The 16,739-nt window shown below is 74.0% G+C and carries 11 protein-coding genes; 6 read left to right on the top strand and 5 right to left on the bottom strand.

The genetic code is table 11. The features are described 5' to 3' along the window. Positions 1–178: 178 nt before the first annotated feature. Both GPA10_RS14085 and GPA10_RS14080 read right to left on the bottom strand, forming a co-directional pair. Positions 179–1,627 carry an LCP family protein gene (locus GPA10_RS14085; RefSeq protein WP_425505741.1) on the bottom strand — a complete coding sequence of 483 codons (1,449 nt, stop codon included), beginning with the start codon at positions 1,625–1,627 and terminating at the stop codon, positions 179–181. A gap of 388 nt (positions 1,628–2,015) precedes the next feature. Next, positions 2,016–2,768 (bottom strand): TIGR03089 family protein, encoded by a 753-nt coding sequence (locus tag GPA10_RS14080; RefSeq protein ID WP_058845949.1) that lies wholly within the window; start codon positions 2,766–2,768, stop codon positions 2,016–2,018. A 148-nt stretch (positions 2,769–2,916) separates the two neighbouring features. Here GPA10_RS14080 and GPA10_RS14075 point away from each other — a divergent pair, with 148 nt between their 5' ends. The 3 genes from GPA10_RS14075 (at position 2,917) to GPA10_RS14065 (ending at position 6,867) form a co-directional block, all read left to right on the top strand. Continuing rightward, positions 2,917–4,362: a peptidoglycan recognition protein family protein gene (locus GPA10_RS14075; protein ID WP_058845948.1), complete on the top strand. Its 1,446-nt coding sequence runs from the start codon at positions 2,917–2,919 to the stop codon at positions 4,360–4,362. A 96-nt stretch (positions 4,363–4,458) separates the two neighbouring features. After that, a complete protein-coding gene (gene manB / locus GPA10_RS14070; RefSeq protein WP_343040811.1) occupies positions 4,459–5,541 on the top strand; it encodes a mannose-1-phosphate guanylyltransferase in 1,083 nt (360 codons plus the stop codon). Positions 5,542–5,862: 321 nt separating this feature from the next. Next, on the top strand, positions 5,863–6,867 hold the full coding sequence (locus tag GPA10_RS14065; protein WP_343040810.1) for a DNA-3-methyladenine glycosylase family protein: 1,005 nt from the start codon (positions 5,863–5,865) through the stop codon (positions 6,865–6,867). A gap of 91 nt (positions 6,868–6,958) precedes the next feature. Here the strand turns inward: GPA10_RS14065 and GPA10_RS14060 are convergent, their stop codons facing one another. The 3 genes from GPA10_RS14060 to GPA10_RS14050 are packed head-to-tail and all read right to left on the bottom strand — an operon-like array spanning position 6,959 to position 9,930. Further along, a complete protein-coding gene (locus GPA10_RS14060) occupies positions 6,959–8,440 on the bottom strand; it encodes a coenzyme F420-0:L-glutamate ligase (protein WP_425505740.1) in 1,482 nt (493 codons plus the stop codon). Further along, entirely contained in the window at positions 8,437–9,393 is a 957-nt protein-coding gene (gene cofD, locus GPA10_RS14055) for a 2-phospho-L-lactate transferase (RefSeq protein ID WP_058845945.1), read from the bottom strand. Before cofD ends, GPA10_RS14060 begins: the two co-directional genes overlap by 4 nt. Before the next feature lie 33 nt (positions 9,394–9,426). Next, entirely contained in the window at positions 9,427–9,930 is a 504-nt protein-coding gene (locus GPA10_RS14050; protein ID WP_058845944.1) for a cysteine dioxygenase, read from the bottom strand. Positions 9,931–10,690: 760 nt separating this feature from the next. On the opposite strand from GPA10_RS14050, the gene GPA10_RS14045 reads away from it, so the two are divergent. The 3 genes from GPA10_RS14045 (at position 10,691) to GPA10_RS14035 (ending at position 16,697) form a co-directional block, all read left to right on the top strand. Continuing rightward, entirely contained in the window at positions 10,691–10,954 is a 264-nt protein-coding gene (locus tag GPA10_RS14045; protein WP_016642094.1) for a WhiB family transcriptional regulator, read from the top strand. A 233-nt stretch (positions 10,955–11,187) separates the two neighbouring features. After that, a complete protein-coding gene (locus tag GPA10_RS14040) occupies positions 11,188–15,204 on the top strand; it encodes a glycosyltransferase family 2 protein (RefSeq protein WP_157165848.1) in 4,017 nt (1,338 codons plus the stop codon). Beyond that, positions 15,201–16,697, top strand: coding sequence for a DUF5719 family protein (locus GPA10_RS14035; protein WP_343040809.1), 1,497 nt, complete (start codon positions 15,201–15,203; stop codon positions 16,695–16,697). Before GPA10_RS14040 ends, GPA10_RS14035 begins: the two co-directional genes overlap by 4 nt. The last annotated feature ends 42 nt before the right edge of the window (positions 16,698–16,739 follow it).

The raw sequence follows: 16,739 nt of genomic DNA, 5'->3' as shown, positions 1-16,739 counted from the left end.
GGTCAGTCGTACAGCGGTGCGCGGCCGAGGAGGCCGGAACACCGGATCGGCTCACACTATCCGCCCAGTTCAGCGTCCAACGACGCCGGTGACAAATTCCACTGCCCATCCGGGTCCCTACAACTGGGCAATCCACGCAATTTCTTTGGGAAGCGGCCCTTCCCCGGAGATGCCCGCTTTACTTGCAGGAGGACCGGTCGGCCGTGTTGCCCCGGAATGTGGGTGCCGGACTCGGCACATGGGTGGGGTCGTCGGGCTTCTCGTCCGTGTCGTCGCCCGAGTCGCCGGGCTCGCCCGAGTCGCCGGACCCGCCCCCGTCCTCGCCGTCCGCGGCGCCCGACTCCCCTTCTTCGTACGTGTCTTCGGAGCCGTCCCCGTACGGGTCGTCGGCCGCGCCCTCGCGGTCCGCGGCGCCGGCCGCGCGCGCCACCTCGACCGGCTCGTCCTTGCGCAGCCGGGAGAACAGCGCGTCGGCGGCGGGCTCGACCAACTCGTCGCGATTCGCGTCGTAGGTGTAGGAACGCCGGGGCACGGTGAGGAATTGCACCCGCTCTGTGGGGATAGTGCGCATCCCGCGCACCAGTTCGTACAAACCGCGCAAACTCGCGAGTCCGGGGTCCGTCGTCAGGGACGACGTGGCCGCGTCGAGAACGGGATAGAGCTTCGCCGGATTGAGCAGGACGTCATTGCTGCGCACCTTGTTGACGAGCGCGGCCAGGAACTCCTGCTGCCGGTCCATGCGGTCGGTGTCGCTGCCGTCGCCGAGGGATTTGCGGGCGCGCACGTAGCCGAGGGCCTGCTCGCCGTCGAGGGTCTGCGGCCCGGCGGGCAGCCGGATCTTGGCGGCGGCGTCCTCCATGGGCTCCTTCAGGCAGACCTGGACACCGTCGACGGCGTCCACCATGCCCTTGAACCCGGCGAAGTCCACCACCATGTGGTGGTCGACGCGGATGTCGGTGAGCTTCTCCACCGTACGGATCGTGCAGGCCGTGCCGCCGAATTCGAACGCCCAGTTGAACTGGGCGAATTGGGCGCGGGTGCGGGAGCCGTCCGGACGGCGGCAGCCGGGGATGTCCACCATCAGGTCGCGCGGCAGCGACACCGCGGTGGCGCTCTGCCGGTCGGCGGCCAGGTGCAGCAGGATCGTGGTGTCCGAGCGCTGGGTGCCGGGATCGCGGCCGTACTTGCGGTTGCCGGGGCCCGAGCGCGAGTCGGAGCCGATGAGCAGGATGTTCTGCGCGTCGTGCACCAGCGGCGTCGGCCGCTCCTTCTCGTAGCGGGCCAGCTCGGCGGCCGTGCCGGTGTCCCTGGTGATGTTCCCCTGGAGCTTGGTGTACGCGGCCCAGCCGAGGCCGCCCGCCGCGAGCACCAGGACGGCGGTCACCACCGCCGCGTACCGCAGCCAGCGCAGCCTGCGCCGCCGCGAACCGAGGCCCGTGGGGCTCGCGCCCGCGCCCGGGGCGTACGCGGTGCCGTCCGGCGCCTCAGCGGTAGCGTCCGGCGCCTCCGCGGTACCGCCCGGAGCCTCTGCGGTGCCGTCCCGCGCTTCCGCGTCCGCGGCCGCGCCGGACGGGTCCGAGCGCGGGTGGTCACCCGGCTCGGACGGCGTGCGCGCGGTGTCGGTCACGTGGCGGTCCACCCCTCACGGCTGGTCGGGTCGGTGCACAGATCGCTCTGCTCGCTCCTACGACCATGGACCGCCGCGCGCCGGTGGGCCTGCGGGCCAGGGGCCGCGCTGGGCCGAACGGGGGAACGACCGGCCCGGGGGCCGGGGCCCCCGGGCGGATCGGCCCGGCACGTCCTAGGGCCTGTCGTCAAACTCCCCCCTGCCACGTGACGCCATGCACGCTCCCCCAAGCTCTCGGCTGCGCTCGAGCAGGGAGGTGCCCCCTCTCGCCGCACGGGCCCAGACCCAAGTACGTCCAGTACGAGGGCCTGTGCCCGGCACGCCGAGAGCACGCACCTGACGCCACGTGGCCGCCCTCCGGGCGACGAAGGGAGTTTGACGACAGGCCCTAGCGGGCGGTCGCCGTGACCCGCTCGCTCTCCATGCGCTTGGCCAGACCGCCCTCGGCGAGCTGGTCAAGGTGGCGGCACAGGACCACCGAACCGCCCGCGGCCAGCGGCGCGTACAGACCGGCGCTGAGGCCGTCCCAGGTGCCGTACGGGCGCCCGGAGAGCAGCCGGGAGCCGGGCGCGAGGCCGAGCTCGGCGGCGTCGGCGCGGGCCCGCTCCACCAGCGCGGCGCCGGTCAGCTCCAGACCGGCGACGGCGAGCGCCGGCGCGTCCGGGTCCACGGGCGCGTACGGGGCGAACCGGTCGCCCTGGCTCGGCACCTCAACGGCGTAGTCGGCGAAGCCCTCCGGAGCATGGGGGAAGCGTCCGCCGAGGGGCCGCAGCGCGAGGGCGACCCGCTCGCCGGAGCAGGACCGTGCCGCTGCCAGCGTCTCGGGGCCGCTGACGACGAGGTCGGCCGCCGCCGGGTCGCCGCCGACGTCCGCGACGACGCCCACCGAGGAGCAGGCGAGCAGCCAGACCGCGGTCTGCCAGTGCGCGGGAAGGAGCAGCGCGAGCCGGTCGCCGGGCTCGGCGGACAGCTCGCCCTGGAGCAGATTGGCGGTCTTGGCCACCCAATTGGCGAAGGTGGCCACGGACAATTCGACGCGCTCACCGGTGGCGTCGTCGTAGTACGTGACGAGCGGGCGGGCCGGGTCCGCGGCCAGCGCGGATCGCAGCAGGTCGGCAGGGGTGCGGTCGTTGGCGTTCACGGCCGCAAGGGTACGCGGGCGACGGTGTGCCGCCGCTGCGCGATGCCCAGTTGGGGCCACCGGTTCGGCCGCGGAACGGTCGACGGGCCGTCAGGTCAGGGACTTTCCCGATGGACAGCTATGTACCGGTATGCCAACTATCAGTCGTATGCGTGGATTCCTTTCTTCGTCGATCGGTGTCACCTGTGCCGCGGCGCTCGCCCTGCCCCTCGCCCTGACGCCGTCCGGTTCCGCGGCCGTCGCCCGGCCCGCGGCCGACTCCCTGCCCGGTTCCACCGAGTCACTGCCCCTTGAGCCGCTCGGTCCGGGCCGCGACCGGGCCGGCGGCGGCCGGGCCGAGTCGCGCGACCAGGGGCTCACCCGGCGCGACGTCCGGCCGTTCTCCCTGGTGGGTGTCGTCTGGGACGACCCGGACGTCGAACTGCAGGGGCGCGTCCAGGTCCGCACCCGCGCCACCGGCACCACCACCTGGTCCCCCTGGCAGGAGGTCGAGACCCACAACCACGAGCACGCGGCCGACCCCGGCTCGGCCGAGCGCGTCTCGGGCCGGGTGCGCGGCTCGACGGCGCCGCTGTGGGTGGGGGACTCCGACGGCGTGGAGGTGCGGGTGCGCTCGGACACCGGGCGGGCGCTGCCCTCGTACGGGGCGCACGCGCTGCCCGTGACCAAGGTGGACAAGGACGTCGACCTGCCCACGGGTCTGCGCCTGGAACTCGTCGACCCCGGTGAGCACCCGGCGCCGCCCGCCGACGCGGCGGCCGACGGCGTCCTGCAGAGCGCCCAGGCCGACGCCGCGGCACCGGGCACCCCGGCGGGGTCCGCGGAGGCCGCCCGTACGACCGTGATGACGGCGGAGGCCGCGGCCTCGTCCGCGGTGAACGCCGAGCTGGCGCCGATGGGTGCCGCCGTCATCCCCGCGCTCAGCATGGCCGCGACACAGGCGGACCTGCCGGCCGCCCACGGCACCGACGTCGCCAAGGCCAAGCCGTACATCGGCCCGCGCCCGCGCATCGTCACCCGGCGCGGCTGGGGCGCGGACGAGAGTCTGCGCGAGCGGAACTTCGCCTACACCAGGACCGTCAAGGCGGCCTTCATGCACCACAGCGCCACCGGCAACAACTACCGCTGCTCCCAGTCGCCCTCCGTCCTGCGCAGTATCTACCGCTACCACGTCAAGAGCAGCGGCTGGCGCGACTTCGGCTACAACTTCGCCGTCGACAAGTGCGGAAACATCTACGAAGGCCGCGCGGGCGGTGTGGCCAAGGCGGTCCTGGGCGCGCACACTCTCGGTTTCAACTCCCACAGCATGGGCATCGCCGTCCTCGGGTCGTTCACCAACGCCGTCCCGCCCAAGGCGGCGGTGACCGCCGTGGCGAAACTCACCGCGTGGAAGCTCGGCCTGTTCGGAGCGAATCCGCGCGGTACGACGTACTTGAAGTCGGGCGGTGGCAATCTGTACAAGAAGGGCAGCACCGTCAAGCTCAATGTGATCTCCGGGCACCGGGACGGCTTCCGTACCGAGTGCCCCGGTCGCCGCCTGTACAAGAAGCTCGGAACGGCTCGGTCCGCTTCGGCTCGCTACCAGGGCCGCTGAGGTCCGGTCGCCCTGCACGGTCCGCTACGACATCTGCATACACTGGCCGGCCGAAACGAAACCTCGGCCGGCCCCAGCAGGAAGCAGAGACGACAGGTGACAGAAGCGATCCTCCTGGTCGGCGGCAAGGGCACCCGGCTGCGGCCGCTCACGGTGAACACGCCCAAGCCGATGGTCCCCGCGGCAGGCGTCCCGTTCCTCACCCACCAGCTGGCCCGCGCGCGGGCGGCGGGCGTCGACCACATCGTCCTCGCGACGTCCTATCTGGCCGAGGTCTTCGAGCCGTACTTCGGCGACGGCTCCGCGCTCGGCCTGCACATCGAGTACGTCACCGAGGAGGAGCCCCTCGGCACCGGCGGCGCCATCCGCAACGTCGCCGCCCGCCTGCACTCGGGCCCCGAGGACCCCGTCCTGATCTTCAACGGCGACATCCTGACGGGCCTGGACATCCGCGCCCTGGTCGCCGAGCACCGGCGCGTCGACGCGGACGTCTCCCTGCACCTGACGAAGGTGTCCGACCCGCGGGCGTACGGCCTGGTCCCCACCGATCCGACCGGCCGCGTCACCGCCTTCCTGGAGAAGCCCCAGACACCCGCGGAGATCGTCACCGACCAGATCAACGCGGGCGCGTACGTGTTCCGCCGCTCGGTCATCGACACCATCCCCGCGGGCCGCCCCGTCTCCGTGGAACGCGAGACGTTCCCGGACCTCCTCGCCTCCGGCGCCCACCTCCAGGGCATGGTCGACTCGACGTACTGGCTGGACCTCGGCACCCCCCAGGCCTTCGTCCGCGGCTCCGCCGACCTGGTCCTCGGCCGCGCCCCGTCCCCCGCGGTCCCCGGCCGCTGCGGCGACCGCCTCGTCCTGCCCTCCGCCCGGGTCGCCACCGGCGCCAAGCTCACCGGCGGCACGGTGGTCGGCGAGGACGCCGTCGTCGGCGAGGGCGTCCGCCTGGTCGGCAGCACGGTCCTGTCCGGAGCGGTCATCGAACCCGGCGCCGTCATCACCGACTCCCTCATCGGCGCCCGCGCCTCCGTGGGCGCCCGCTCGGTCCTCACCGACGCGGTGGTGGGCGACGGGGCGCGGGTCGGGGCCGACAACGAGTTGCGGGCGGGGGCGCGGGTCTGGTGCGAAGCCAGACTGCCGGCGGGGGCAGTCCGCTTCTCCTCCGACCAGTAGCCCGCACCCTGCACCCTGCCGGTGCACCCTTTCTCCCCACCCACCCGCCCTTCCCCTCGCCGCACCGGCTCTGAGCGCACGTCCGGGTTCCTTGCCGCCCAGCGGAGACCCCGCAACGAGCCGCCACTCCGCGGCGGTCTTCCCCCACCCACCCACCCTTCTCTCCCACCCGCCCCGGCGAAGTTTTCAGCCCGTCCGGCGTTTGAGGACGAGGCGCGCAGCGCCGACAAGAGCTGGGGTCCAGGGGGCGCAGCGCCCCTGGTTACGGGAAAGGGGCGGGCCTGGGGCGCACCCGCGAGGGCACCCCGTACCCTCGACGGGGTGTCCTCCCGTTTCGCCCCCCGCCCCACCCGCACCACCGTGCGCGGCGGCGAGACAGCAACCCCCCGGTCGACCGCCCGCACGACGGGCATCCGCCGGACATGGACCCCCCAGGCCCCCGTGGACCTGGCCCTCACCCTCGGCCCGCTGCGAAGGGGCCCCGCGGACCCCACCTTCCGCACCACCCCCGACGGCGCGATCTGGCGAGCCACCCGCACCCCGGCAGGCCCGGCCACCCTCCGCGTAGCCCTCCGCCGGAGCACGGCGGAAGCGGAGGCGGAGGCCTGGGGAGCGGGCGCCGACTGGCTCCTGGACCGCCTCCCGCACCTCCTCGGCGCCACCGACACCCCGGAGCACTTCGCCCCCCGCCACCGCCTGGTCGCCCACACCTGGCGCCGCCGCCACGGCCTGCGCCTGACCCGTACGGGACTGGTCATGGAGTCCCTGATCCCGTCGGTCCTGGAGCAGAAGGTCACCGCCGACGAGGCGTACCGCGCCTGGCGGCTGCTGGTCCGCGGGTTCGGCGAGCCCGCCCCGGGGCCGACCCCGGCGCAGGCCCGGATGCATGTGATGCCCGACCCGCGCACGTGGTCCCTGATCCCGTCCTGGGAGTGGCACAGGGCAGGCGTCGACAACAAGCGCGCGTCGACGATCCTGCGGGCGGTGCGGGTGGCGGCCCGCCTGGAGGAAGCGGCGACGATGGACCCGCCGGCGGCGCGGGCCCGCCTGGAGGTGATCCCCGGCATCGGCCCCTGGACCTCCGCGGAGACCGTCCAGCGCAGCAACGGCGCCCCCGACGAGGTGACGGTCGGGGACCTCCACCTCCCCGGCATCGTCGGCTACGCCCTGGACGGCGACCGCACCGCCGACGACGCCCGCATGCTGGAACTCCTCGCCCCCTACGAGGGCCAGCGCCACCGGGCGGCCCGCCTCATCCTCCTCAGCGGCCAGGTCCCTCCGCGCCGCAAGCCACGCATGCCGAGGACGGACATCGGCCTCCTGTGAGGCCGAGACCGGTGCGGCACCGCTCCCGGCGGGGGTTTCAGCCCGTCCGGCGTTTGAGGACGAGGCGCGGAGCGCAGGGCCCCACCGCCCCCTACCGCACCACCAGGAACTCCTCCGCCTCCCGCTCCCCCCGAACCGCCGGAGGCACAAGCGGATGCCCGACGGCCACAGCCCCCATCGGATCCCACTCCCGCGGCAGCCCGAGAACGCCCCGCACCACATCCCGGCAGAACATCGTCGACGACACCCAGGCGGACCCGAGCCGCTCCCCGGCGAGCGCCACGAGGAAGTTCTGCACCCCGGCCCCGGCGGCGACGACGAACATCTCCCGCTCGGCGCCGTCCCGCCGCTCGTCCCCGTACGTGTGGGAGCCGTCCATGACGAGACAGGGCACGGCCAGGTAGGGCGCGTTGCGCAGGACGTCGCCGCGCCGCACGCGCCGGGCGATCGACTCCTCGGACTTGCCGTCCCGGCGCAGATCGGCGACCCACGCGTCCCGCATGGCGTCGAGCAGCCGGGTGCGGGACCCGGCGGACTCCAGGAGGACGAAGCGCCAGGGGGTGGTGTGGTGCGGCGCGGGCGCGGTGACGGCGGCCGCGACGGCCCGCCGGACGGCGCCGGGGTCGACGGGCTCGTCGGTGAACTCGCGCACGGTCCGCCGCAGCGACAGCGCCTCCCGCACCGCCTCGGAGGTCCCGAGCCGGAACATGTCGTCCCGGGCCGCCCGCACGAGGGCCCGCGCACCCGGATCCCCGGCATCGGTACTGGTATTGGCATCGGTACCGGCAGCGGCACCGGTACTGGCTTCGGTACTGGTACTGGCTTCGGCTCTGGTGCTGGCAGCGAAGCCAGTACCGGTGCCACCCCCCGCTCCGCCGAAGCCCCTGACCACATGCGGAAGCCCCCGCACCACGGCGACCGGCAACCCCGCGGCCTTCCCCTTCACCAGATCGCCGGCGGCGGCCAGCTCGTCGGCGGTGGCGACCACCGTCGCGCTCAGCGGGTTGCCGTACGCGTCCGTGCCGCCGCGCAGGTCGTCGAGGACCCGCACCCCCGCGGCGCCGATGGCGACATCCGTGAGGCCGGCCCGCCAGGGGCGGCCGAAGGTGTCGGTGACGAGCACGCCGACGTCCACGCCGAGCGCGTCCCTGAGCCCCTGGCGGACGGCGCGGGCGGACGCGTCGGGATCCTCGGGGAGGAGCAGGACCGTCCCGGCGGGCGTGTTGGAGGCGTCGACGCCGGCCGCGGCCATGACGAGGCCCTGCCGGTTCTCGACGATGCGCAGGGTCCCGCGCCGGGCCACCACGCGCACGGTCTCCGCGTCGATCGCCGCTTCCCGGTCGTCGGCGGCGACGACACGCCCCTCGGCCTTGCTGACTATCTTCGAGGTGACGAGCACGACGTCGCCGTCGGCGAGACCGGGCTCGGCCGCGGCGATCAGCTTCGCGAGATCGTCGCCGCGCCGCACCTCGGGGATCCCCGCGACCGCCCACACCCGGAACGAGGGAGGCCCGTCGTCGTGCCGCCCGCGCGGGGCCGGGGCGTCGCCGGGAACGCCCGCGTCGCCGCTCACGCCCGTACCTCCTCCGCCAGCGTCAGCGCCTCGCGCGCCATCTCCGCGGCGGTGTCCTCGTCCGTCATCAGGAGGGGGATGGCACGGCACCGGATTCCGGCGGACTCGATGCGCTCGACGGTGCCCGCGTCGACCGTGTCGACGAGCCAGCCGTCGAGGAGGCCGCTGCCGTAGTGCTCGGCGACGGCGGCGGCGGTGGTCTCCACGCCCACGGCGGCGAGGACCTTGTCGGCCATGCCGCGCACGGGCGCGTCGCCGACGATGGGAGAGAGGCCGACGACGGGCACCCCGGCCTCGGCGATGGCCTCGCGGATGCCGGGGACGGCGAGGATCGTGCCGACGCTCACGACGGGGTTGGACGGCGGGAACAACACGATGTCCGCCTCGGCGATGGCCTCCAGGACGCCGGGCGCGGGCTTGGCCTGCTCGGCGCCGACGGGCACGATCGCGTGCGCGTCCACGGAGGCCCGCAGCCGCACCCAGTACTCCTGGAAGTGCACGGCCTTGCGCTCGCCGTCGACCTCGACGGCGACATGCGTCTCGACGCGGTCGTCGGACATGGGGATGAGCCGCACACCGGGCTGCCAGCGCTCGCACAGCGCCTCGGTGACGGCGCTCAGCGGATAGCCGGCCGCGAGCATCTGCGTGCGCACGATGTGCGTGGCGAAGTCCCGGTCCCCGAGCCCGAACCAGCCGGGTCCCACGCCGTACGCCGTGAGTTCCTCCTTGACCCTGAAGGTCTCGTCGGCCCGCCCCCAGCCCTGGTCCTCGTTGATGCCGCCCCCGAGCGTGTACATCACCGTGTCCAGGTCGGGGCAGACCTTCAGGCCGAACAGGTGGATGTCGTCACCGGTGTTGCCGATGACCGTGATCGCCGCGTCGGGCGCGGCCTTCTTGAGGCCGCGGAGGAAACGGGCGCCGCCGATGCCGCCGGCCAGAACCACAATGCGCATGCGCCCAGCATCGCAGGCGGGTACGACATCGTGTCAGGCGGTCACGGGATCCTGCGGCGCGCGCGCCTCGCAGCGGGCGGTGTGCATCGGCATTTCGGTCAGGCCGGGGTAGTACACGTGCAGGCTCACGGCGGGTTCCAGGGCGTCGTTGACGACCTCGTGGACGTATCCGGGCGCGAAGACGCGCTGCGCGCCGGCGTCGAGCGCCCGCGTGCCCCGGTCCGTACGCTCCGTCAACTCGCCCTGGAGGACGGTGAGGACGCCGCTGGAGCGCCCGTGGTCGTGCCGTCCGCTGCCCTGGCCGGGCACCCACGACAGGAGCCACACCTCGTAACCGGGGCCGCTGCGCAGGCGGTGGTACCAGCGGCTGGCGGCGTCGTACTCGACGAGGTGTTCCCACTGGGAGCGGTCGGCGGCGATGGCGCGGGCCAGGCCGACGAACTCGGCCACGGTGACGGGGTGCTCGCGTGCGGGCTGGAGGAGGTGCGGGACCTCGAGGATGTCGCCGGCGATCTGGAGGTCGCTGTCGCTGTTCATGGTGCGGTGGTTCCTCAACGTGTGAGTGCTGGGGTGTCGCAGGAAAGGGGCGTACGGGCCCTGTGCGGGGTCGCGAGGACCCGGTGGAGGGCGCGAGGAGCAGAGGGGTGCAAAGGGAGGAGATGCGCTCAGCAGCCGGAGGCGGGTGGCCTCAACAGCTGGGACAGGCGCAGATACAGGGACAGCTACACAGACCGCGCGCGGGGGCAGCACCGGAGGACCCGCCGGGGCGGGTCGCGGAAAGCGCCAAGTTCGCGAGCATGCCCACCAGGACAGCGGTTCACACCTCTGCTGTCAACTCTATGTCCGAAATGTGGACCATGTTTCACCTCATCCGGTTCCCCGTCCCGGCGAAAGGTTTGTGCAGTCGTTCCGGGGACACAAGCCGCATGATCCGGCGCTCGCGGGCGCGTCAACCGGCGCGTCAACCGGCGCTCGACCGCCGTTGTGATCCTGTGATCCGAATGTGATCCGGTTCGCTTCGGTTTCGTCCGATGCAACGGGTGTGAGTGTCGTGGCGTCCCTGTCATGGAGAGCTCATTGCGGGGCAGGTGCTGGACGGGTCGCCGACGCATGTCATGGTTTAGGTAGATTTGAACACTTTCCGCAAAGCCTTGGTTCCGCAGAGTGAATAAGGGGCCCAATAGCAGATCTCGGCTTGACTGGCCCGGATCGGCGCACTTGTAATTTCACTCGTGTCGTTCAGCCGAAATCGGTAACGGCAGCACGACGGGGACGCGAAGACGGACGAGGGGCGCAGATGACCGAGCTGGTTCAGGAACTGCTGGTCGAGGACGCGGACGAGGAACTCGGCTGGCAGGAGCGCGCACTGTGCGCCCAGACCGACCCCGAGTCCTTCTTTCCCGAAAAGGGCGGCTCCACCCGCGAGGCCAAGAAGGTCTGCCTCGCCTGCGAGGTCCGCTCGGAATGTCTTGAATACGCACTCGCGAACGACGAACGCTTCGGTATCTGGGGCGGTCTGTCGGAGCGTGAACGCCGCCGCCTGAAGAAGGCGGCGGTCTGACCCCCGGCCCGCGGGCCGTTCGGCCGGAAACCATACGGCCGGCCCGCGACAGCACACCTTCCCCGCAGCACCGCACCACCCACACCACGAACAGCCCGTCGCCCAAGGGTTATCCACAGGCGGCGGGCTGTTGTGGTGCCAGCCGTTAGTGTGGGGCCCCGTCCGAGACGCCACACCCTCCTCACGGAGCGCGGGCGTCCACCGCAGTCCAGCGAACCGGGGCCCGTACCTCGATGTCCGTGCACAGCCACCCGGCAGGCCACGTAGGCGCTGCCGCCGGGTTCGACCCGTCCCGCGCGGCCGGGTTCGACTCCGGGAACCCGCCCGAGTTCCCACGGCATGTCGTGACCGCCGTGCTCGTCTCCCACGACGGTGCCCGCTGGCTGCCCGACGCCGTCGCCGGACTCCTCGGCCAGGACCGCCCCGTCCAGAACGCGGTCGCGGCCGACACCGGCAGCGCGGACGACTCCGCCCGCCTGCTCACCGAAGCCCTCGGCCAGGACCGGGTGCTGCACCTCGCGCGCCGCTCCGGCTTCGGCACCGCCGTCGACGAGGCCGTCCGCACGGCGGCCGTGCTCACGCCCGATGACCTGCCCTACCTCAAGCGCCCCAGCGGCTGGGACCCGGTGAGCCGCAGCTGGCGCGACGAGACGTACGACATGCCGGAGCTGCCGCACGGCGAGCCCGAGCAGTGGCTGTGGCTCCTCCACGACGACTGCGCGCCCGAACCCGGCGCCCTCGCCGAGCTCCTGCGCGCCGTCGAGAACGAGCGGGAACTCGGCCAGGACCCGCAGGACATCGCCATCGTCGGCCCCAAGCTCCGCGGCTGGTACGACCGCAGGCAACTGCTCGAAGTGGGCGTCTCCATCGCCCACTCCGGCCGCCGCTGGACCGGCCTCGACCGGCGCGAGCAGGACCAGGGCCAGCACGACCACGTGCGCCCCGTCCTGTCCGTGTCCACGGCCGGCATGCTGATCCGGCGCGAGGCCTTCGAGCGGCTCGGCGGCTTCGACCGGCGGCTGCCCCTCATGCGCGACGACGTCGACCTGTGCTGGCGCGCGCACGCCGAGGGGTACCGCGTCCTGGTCGCCCCCGACGCCGTCGTCCGGCACGCCGAGGCCGCCTCGCGCGAGCGCCGCACCGTCGACTGCGTCGGCCGCACCGCCTCCTCGCCGCACCGCGTCGACAAGGCAGGCGCGGCCTACACCCTCCTGGTCAACTCCCGTACGACAGTCCTCCCCTGGGTCCTCGTCAGACTCGTCGTCGGCACGGTCCTGCGCACGCTCGCCTACCTCGTCGGCAAGGCCCCCGGACAGGCCCTCGACGAAGTCGCCGGCCTCTTCAGCACGCTGCTGCGGCCCGAGCGGATCCTCGTGGGACGCAAGAAGCGCGGCAGGCCCGCCGTCGACGCGGGCGAGATGCGGCCGCTGTTCCCGCCACCCGGCGCCACCGTCCGCGCCACCGTGGAACAGGTCGCCGGCCATCTCGTCGGCGACTCCGACACCGAGGCGTCCGCCGCGGGCCGGCACGGCGCCGTCGAGTCGGGCCCCGGCGGCGACGACGCCGACTTCCTGGAGATCGAGCAGTTCGCCCGCCTGAAGCGCATCGCCCGCAAGCCGGGACCCGTGCTCTTCCTGCTCCTGCTCCTGATCTCCCTCGTCGCCTGCCGCGCCCTGCTCGGCGGGGGCGCGCTCGCGGGCGGCGCCTTGCTCCCCGCGCCCGCCGACGCCTCCGCGCTCTGGTCGCGCCATCTGGACGGCTGGCATCCGGTCGGCATCGGAAGCACCGAGGCCGCACCGCCGTACGTGGCGATCGTCGCCCTCCTGTCCTCCCTGCTCCTCGGGTCCACGGGACTCGCCGTCACGGTGCTCCTGGTCGGCTCGGTGCCGCTCGCGGGCATCGCCGCGTACTTCGCCTCCCGGCCGCTCGTGGAGTCCCGGCTGCTGCGCGCCTGGGCGGCCGTCGCGTACGCCTTCCTGCCCGCAGCCACCGGCGCGCTCGCGGGCGGGCACATCGGCACCGCCGTGCTCGCGATCCTGCTGCCGCTCATCGCCCGCGCGGGCGTCGCGGCAAGCGGCCTCGCCGCCCCGGAGGGCGCCCGCGGCAGCTGGCGCGCCACCTGGGCGTACGCGCTGCTCCTGACCGTCGCCACGGCCTTCACGCCGATCGTGTGGCCCATCGCGCTCGTCCTCGGCCTGGCCCTGCTCGCCGTGCGGCGCCGCGACATCACCGCGTACGCCCTGCGGGTCCTCGCCGCACTCGGTACCCCGTTGCTGCTCCTCGCGCCCTGGTCGCTCTCCCTGCTGCCGTCCGGCTTCTTCAAGGAGGCGGGACTCGCGTACGGCAAGGGCGCCGCGTCCCCGCTCGACCTGCTCGGCGCCAGCCCCGGCGGGCCCGGCACGGTCAGCGGGCTGCTCCTTCTCGGCGTCGTCCTCGCCGCGCTCGGCGCGCTGCTCCGCGGCCAGCGGCAGACGGCGGTCCGCACCGCCTGGGCGGCGGCCCTCGTCGCCCTGCTCTTCGCGGTCCTCGCCGACGGCTCGGTGTGGGCGGGCCCCGCCACGCTCGCGTACGGCATCGCACTGCTCGCCGCCGCCGCGCTCGGCGCCGACGGTGCCCGCGCGCGCGTGGCCGAGCTGAGCTTCGGCTGGCGGCAGCCGGTGGCCGCGCTCATCGCCCTCGCCGCGGCCCTGGGACCGCTGGTCGCCGCCGCCGGGTGGATGATCGCCGGTGCCGACGGGCCCCTGGAGCGGCGCGACCCGGTGCAGGTGCCCGCCTTCGTCGCCGAGGAGAGCGGCACCGAGGACCAGGCCCGCACCCTCGTCCTGGACAGCGCCTCGCCCGCCGAGGTGGCGTACACGCTCGTCCGTGGCTCCGGCGCCCGCCTCGGCGACGCCGAGATCGCCGCGGCGGACGGCACCCACGGGCGGCTCGACCGGATCGTCGCCCGGCTCCTCGCGGGCTCCGGCGCCGACCAGGCCGACCAGCTCGGCGGCTACGCGGTGCGCTACGTCCTCGTCCGCGACGGAGCCGCGCGCGGCCTGAGCCGCACCCTCGACGCGACCCCCGGTCTGACCCGGCTCAGCCAGGAGGACGGCAGCGCCCTGTGGCGCGTGGACCGGCAGGTCGCGCGCGCCGCCGTCGTGCCGAAGTCCGGCGACCCGGAGCCGGTCGCCGCGGGCCCGGTCGAACTGCACACCTCCATCCCTGACGGCGAGGAGGGCCGCGTCCTGCGCCTGGCCGACGCGGCCGACCCCGGCTGGACGGCCACCCTGGACGGCCACGCACTGACCCGCACCACCGTGGACGGCTGGGCCCAGGGCTTCGAGCTGCCCGCGTCCGGCGGCCACCTCGACGTCACGTACGAGCGGTCGATGGCGCACACGGCCTGGCTGTGGGCGCAGGGCGCGCTCGCCGTCGTCCTGGTGGTCCTCGCCCTGCCGGGGCGCCGCCGCGACGTCGACGACGACCTGCCCGACGAGCCCGTGGTGCCCGCCCAGGCCGTCGCGGGCGAGGGCCGCCGCGCCCGCAGGCTGCGCGCCCAGAGCGAGCAGGCCGCCCAGGAGGCCCCGCCCCGGACACCGGGGGAGCCCGGGGAGCCCGGTGCACACGGCGGCGGGTACGGCGAACACGAGGCGCATGAGACGCACGGCGCGCACGGAGGGCGTGGGGCGCACGGCGCACACCGTGGGCATGGGGCGCGCGGGGACTCCCATGAGCCCGGCGTGAGCGCCGTCCCCGCCCAGCACACCCCGGAGGCCCCGGGGCACGAGCCGTGGCAGCCCGCGCCGACGGGCGCCGACCACGGCACGTACGGCACCGACCAGCCCTACGGCACCGACCAGCCCTACGGCACCGACCAGCCCTACGGCACCGACCAGCCCTACGGCTCCGACCAGCCCGGCGGGGCCGACCAGTACGACCCCTACGGACAGCAGCCGTACCAGGCCGACCCCTACCGCACGGACCCCGGCGGCCCGGCGCACAGCGGCCAGTACGACCCGTACGCCTACGGCGGGATGTACGGCGGCGACCAGCAGGGCTACGGCCAGGCGTACGAGGCCGGGACCTACGGACAGGGCGCCCCCGCCGCTCCTGGGACTCCTTCGGCTCCTGCTGCTCCCGTGCCGCCCGTACCTCCCGCGCCCCCCGGCAGCCCGGGTGGCGCCCCCTACACGCAGGAGACCCCGCCGATGCCGCAGCGGCCCCCGCACGGCACCGACAGTGAGCACCCCGACGGGAGCCGGCAGTGAACCGCAGCACCGTGTCCCTGATCGCCGTCGCGGCGGCCCTAGCCGCCCTCACCGGCTTCGCCTCGGTCACCGGCTCCGAGGACGAAGGCCCCGCGAAGACGGCCAGGCGGCTACCCGTGGAGCGCACCAGCCTGCTGTGCCCCGAGCCCAGCACCTCGGACCTCGCCGAGACCACGTACACGGCCTTCACGCCCGTCTCGCAGGGTGCCGCGGGCGGCGGTTCGGCCGTGCTCCGCCCCGCTCCCAAGGCGCTGACGGACGCGCACCAGGGCGACGAGGGCAAGGCGAAGGACGTCAAGCCGTTCCTGACCCAGAAGTCACCGGGCAAGCCCGTCACCGGGGAGGAGTCGGGGGCGGACGCGCCCGCGCTCGTCGGCGCCGCCGACGGCGCCCTCGCGCCCGGCTGGTCCGTCCAGCAGACCACGACGGTGAGCGCCGGCGCCGGGCGCGGCCTCCTGGGCGCCCACTGCGTCGCCCCGGACAGCGAGTTCTGGTTCCCCGGCACCAGCACCGCCAAGGGCCGCAGCGACTACATCCACCTCACCAACCCGGACGACGCGGCGGCGGTCGTCGACGTCGAGCTGTACGGCCGCGACGGCACGATCAAGGCCGACGTCGGCCAGTCCATCCAGATCCAGCCGCACTCCAGCGTCCCGGTGCTGCTCTCCACGCTCGCGGGCAAGCCGTACGACGACGTCACGACGCACGTCGTCGCGCGCAGCGGGCGCGTGGCCGCCGCCGTGCACTCCGCGGACGACGATCTCGGCGGCGACTGGCTGCCCGCCTCCGCCGACCCCGCCCCCGACCTGGTCCTGCCCGGCATCCCCAAGGACGCCACGTCCGTGCGCCTGGTCGCCTTCGCGCCCGGCGAGGCCGACGCCGACCTGAAGGTGCGGCTGGCCTCGCCGACGGGCCCGATCACCCCGGCCGGGCACGAGACGCTGCATGTGAAGGCCGGGATGACGGCCGCCGTCGACCTGGACGACGTCACGAAGGGGGAGGCGGGTTCGCTGCTCCTCACGCCCACCGCCGCCGACGAGGCGGCCCCCGTGGTCGCCGCGCTGCGCGTGACCCGCGGCAAGGGCGACAAGCAGGAGACGGCGTTCATCCCCGCGACCGCCCCGGTCGGCGACCGGGCCACCGCGGCCGACAACCGCGCCAAGGGCGCCACGCTCTCCCTCGTGGCCCCCGGTGAGACGGCCCGCGTCAAGGTCACGGCGTCGGCCGGCACGGAGGCGGGGGAGCCCGTCACGAAGTCGTACACGGTCAAGGGCGGCACGACGCTCGGCATCGACCCGCCGGTGCCGTCCGGCCTCAAGGGGTCCTACGCCCTCACTGTTGAGCAGGAGTCCGGCGGCCCGGTGCACGCCGCCCGCATGCTGGAGCTGCCAGAGAACGGCATCCCCATGTTCACGGTCCAGACGCTGCCGGACGACAAGGGGACGGTGTCGGTGCCGACGGCCGAGCAGGACTTGGGGGTGCTGCAGAAGTAGGCGGGCTTCGGGGTCTTTTCGGGGTCTTACAGAAGGCGGAAG

It is taken from the genome of Streptomyces typhae, assembly GCF_009755605.1.
GTDB classification, from domain to species: domain Bacteria; phylum Actinomycetota; class Actinomycetes; order Streptomycetales; family Streptomycetaceae; genus Streptomyces; species Streptomyces typhae.
Note: the sequence above shows the minus strand (reverse complement) of the source record. Positions and strands in the feature narration are given on the sequence as shown.

Excerpts from the sequence above, each read along its gene's own strand:
- GPA10_RS14045 (WP_016642094.1), top strand. The coding sequence starts at position 10,691 with ATGACCGAGCTGGTTCAGGAACTGCTGGTCGAGGACGCGGACGAGGAA.
- GPA10_RS14075 (WP_058845948.1), top strand. The coding sequence starts at position 2,917 with ATGCGTGGATTCCTTTCTTCGTCGATCGGTGTCACCTGTGCCGCGGCG.
- GPA10_RS14040 (WP_157165848.1), top strand. The coding sequence starts at position 11,188 with ATGTCCGTGCACAGCCACCCGGCAGGCCACGTAGGCGCTGCCGCCGGG.
- GPA10_RS14050 (WP_058845944.1), bottom strand. The coding sequence starts at position 9,930 with ATGAACAGCGACAGCGACCTCCAGATCGCCGGCGACATCCTCGAGGTC.
- cofD (WP_058845945.1), bottom strand. The coding sequence starts at position 9,393 with ATGCGCATTGTGGTTCTGGCCGGCGGCATCGGCGGCGCCCGTTTCCTC.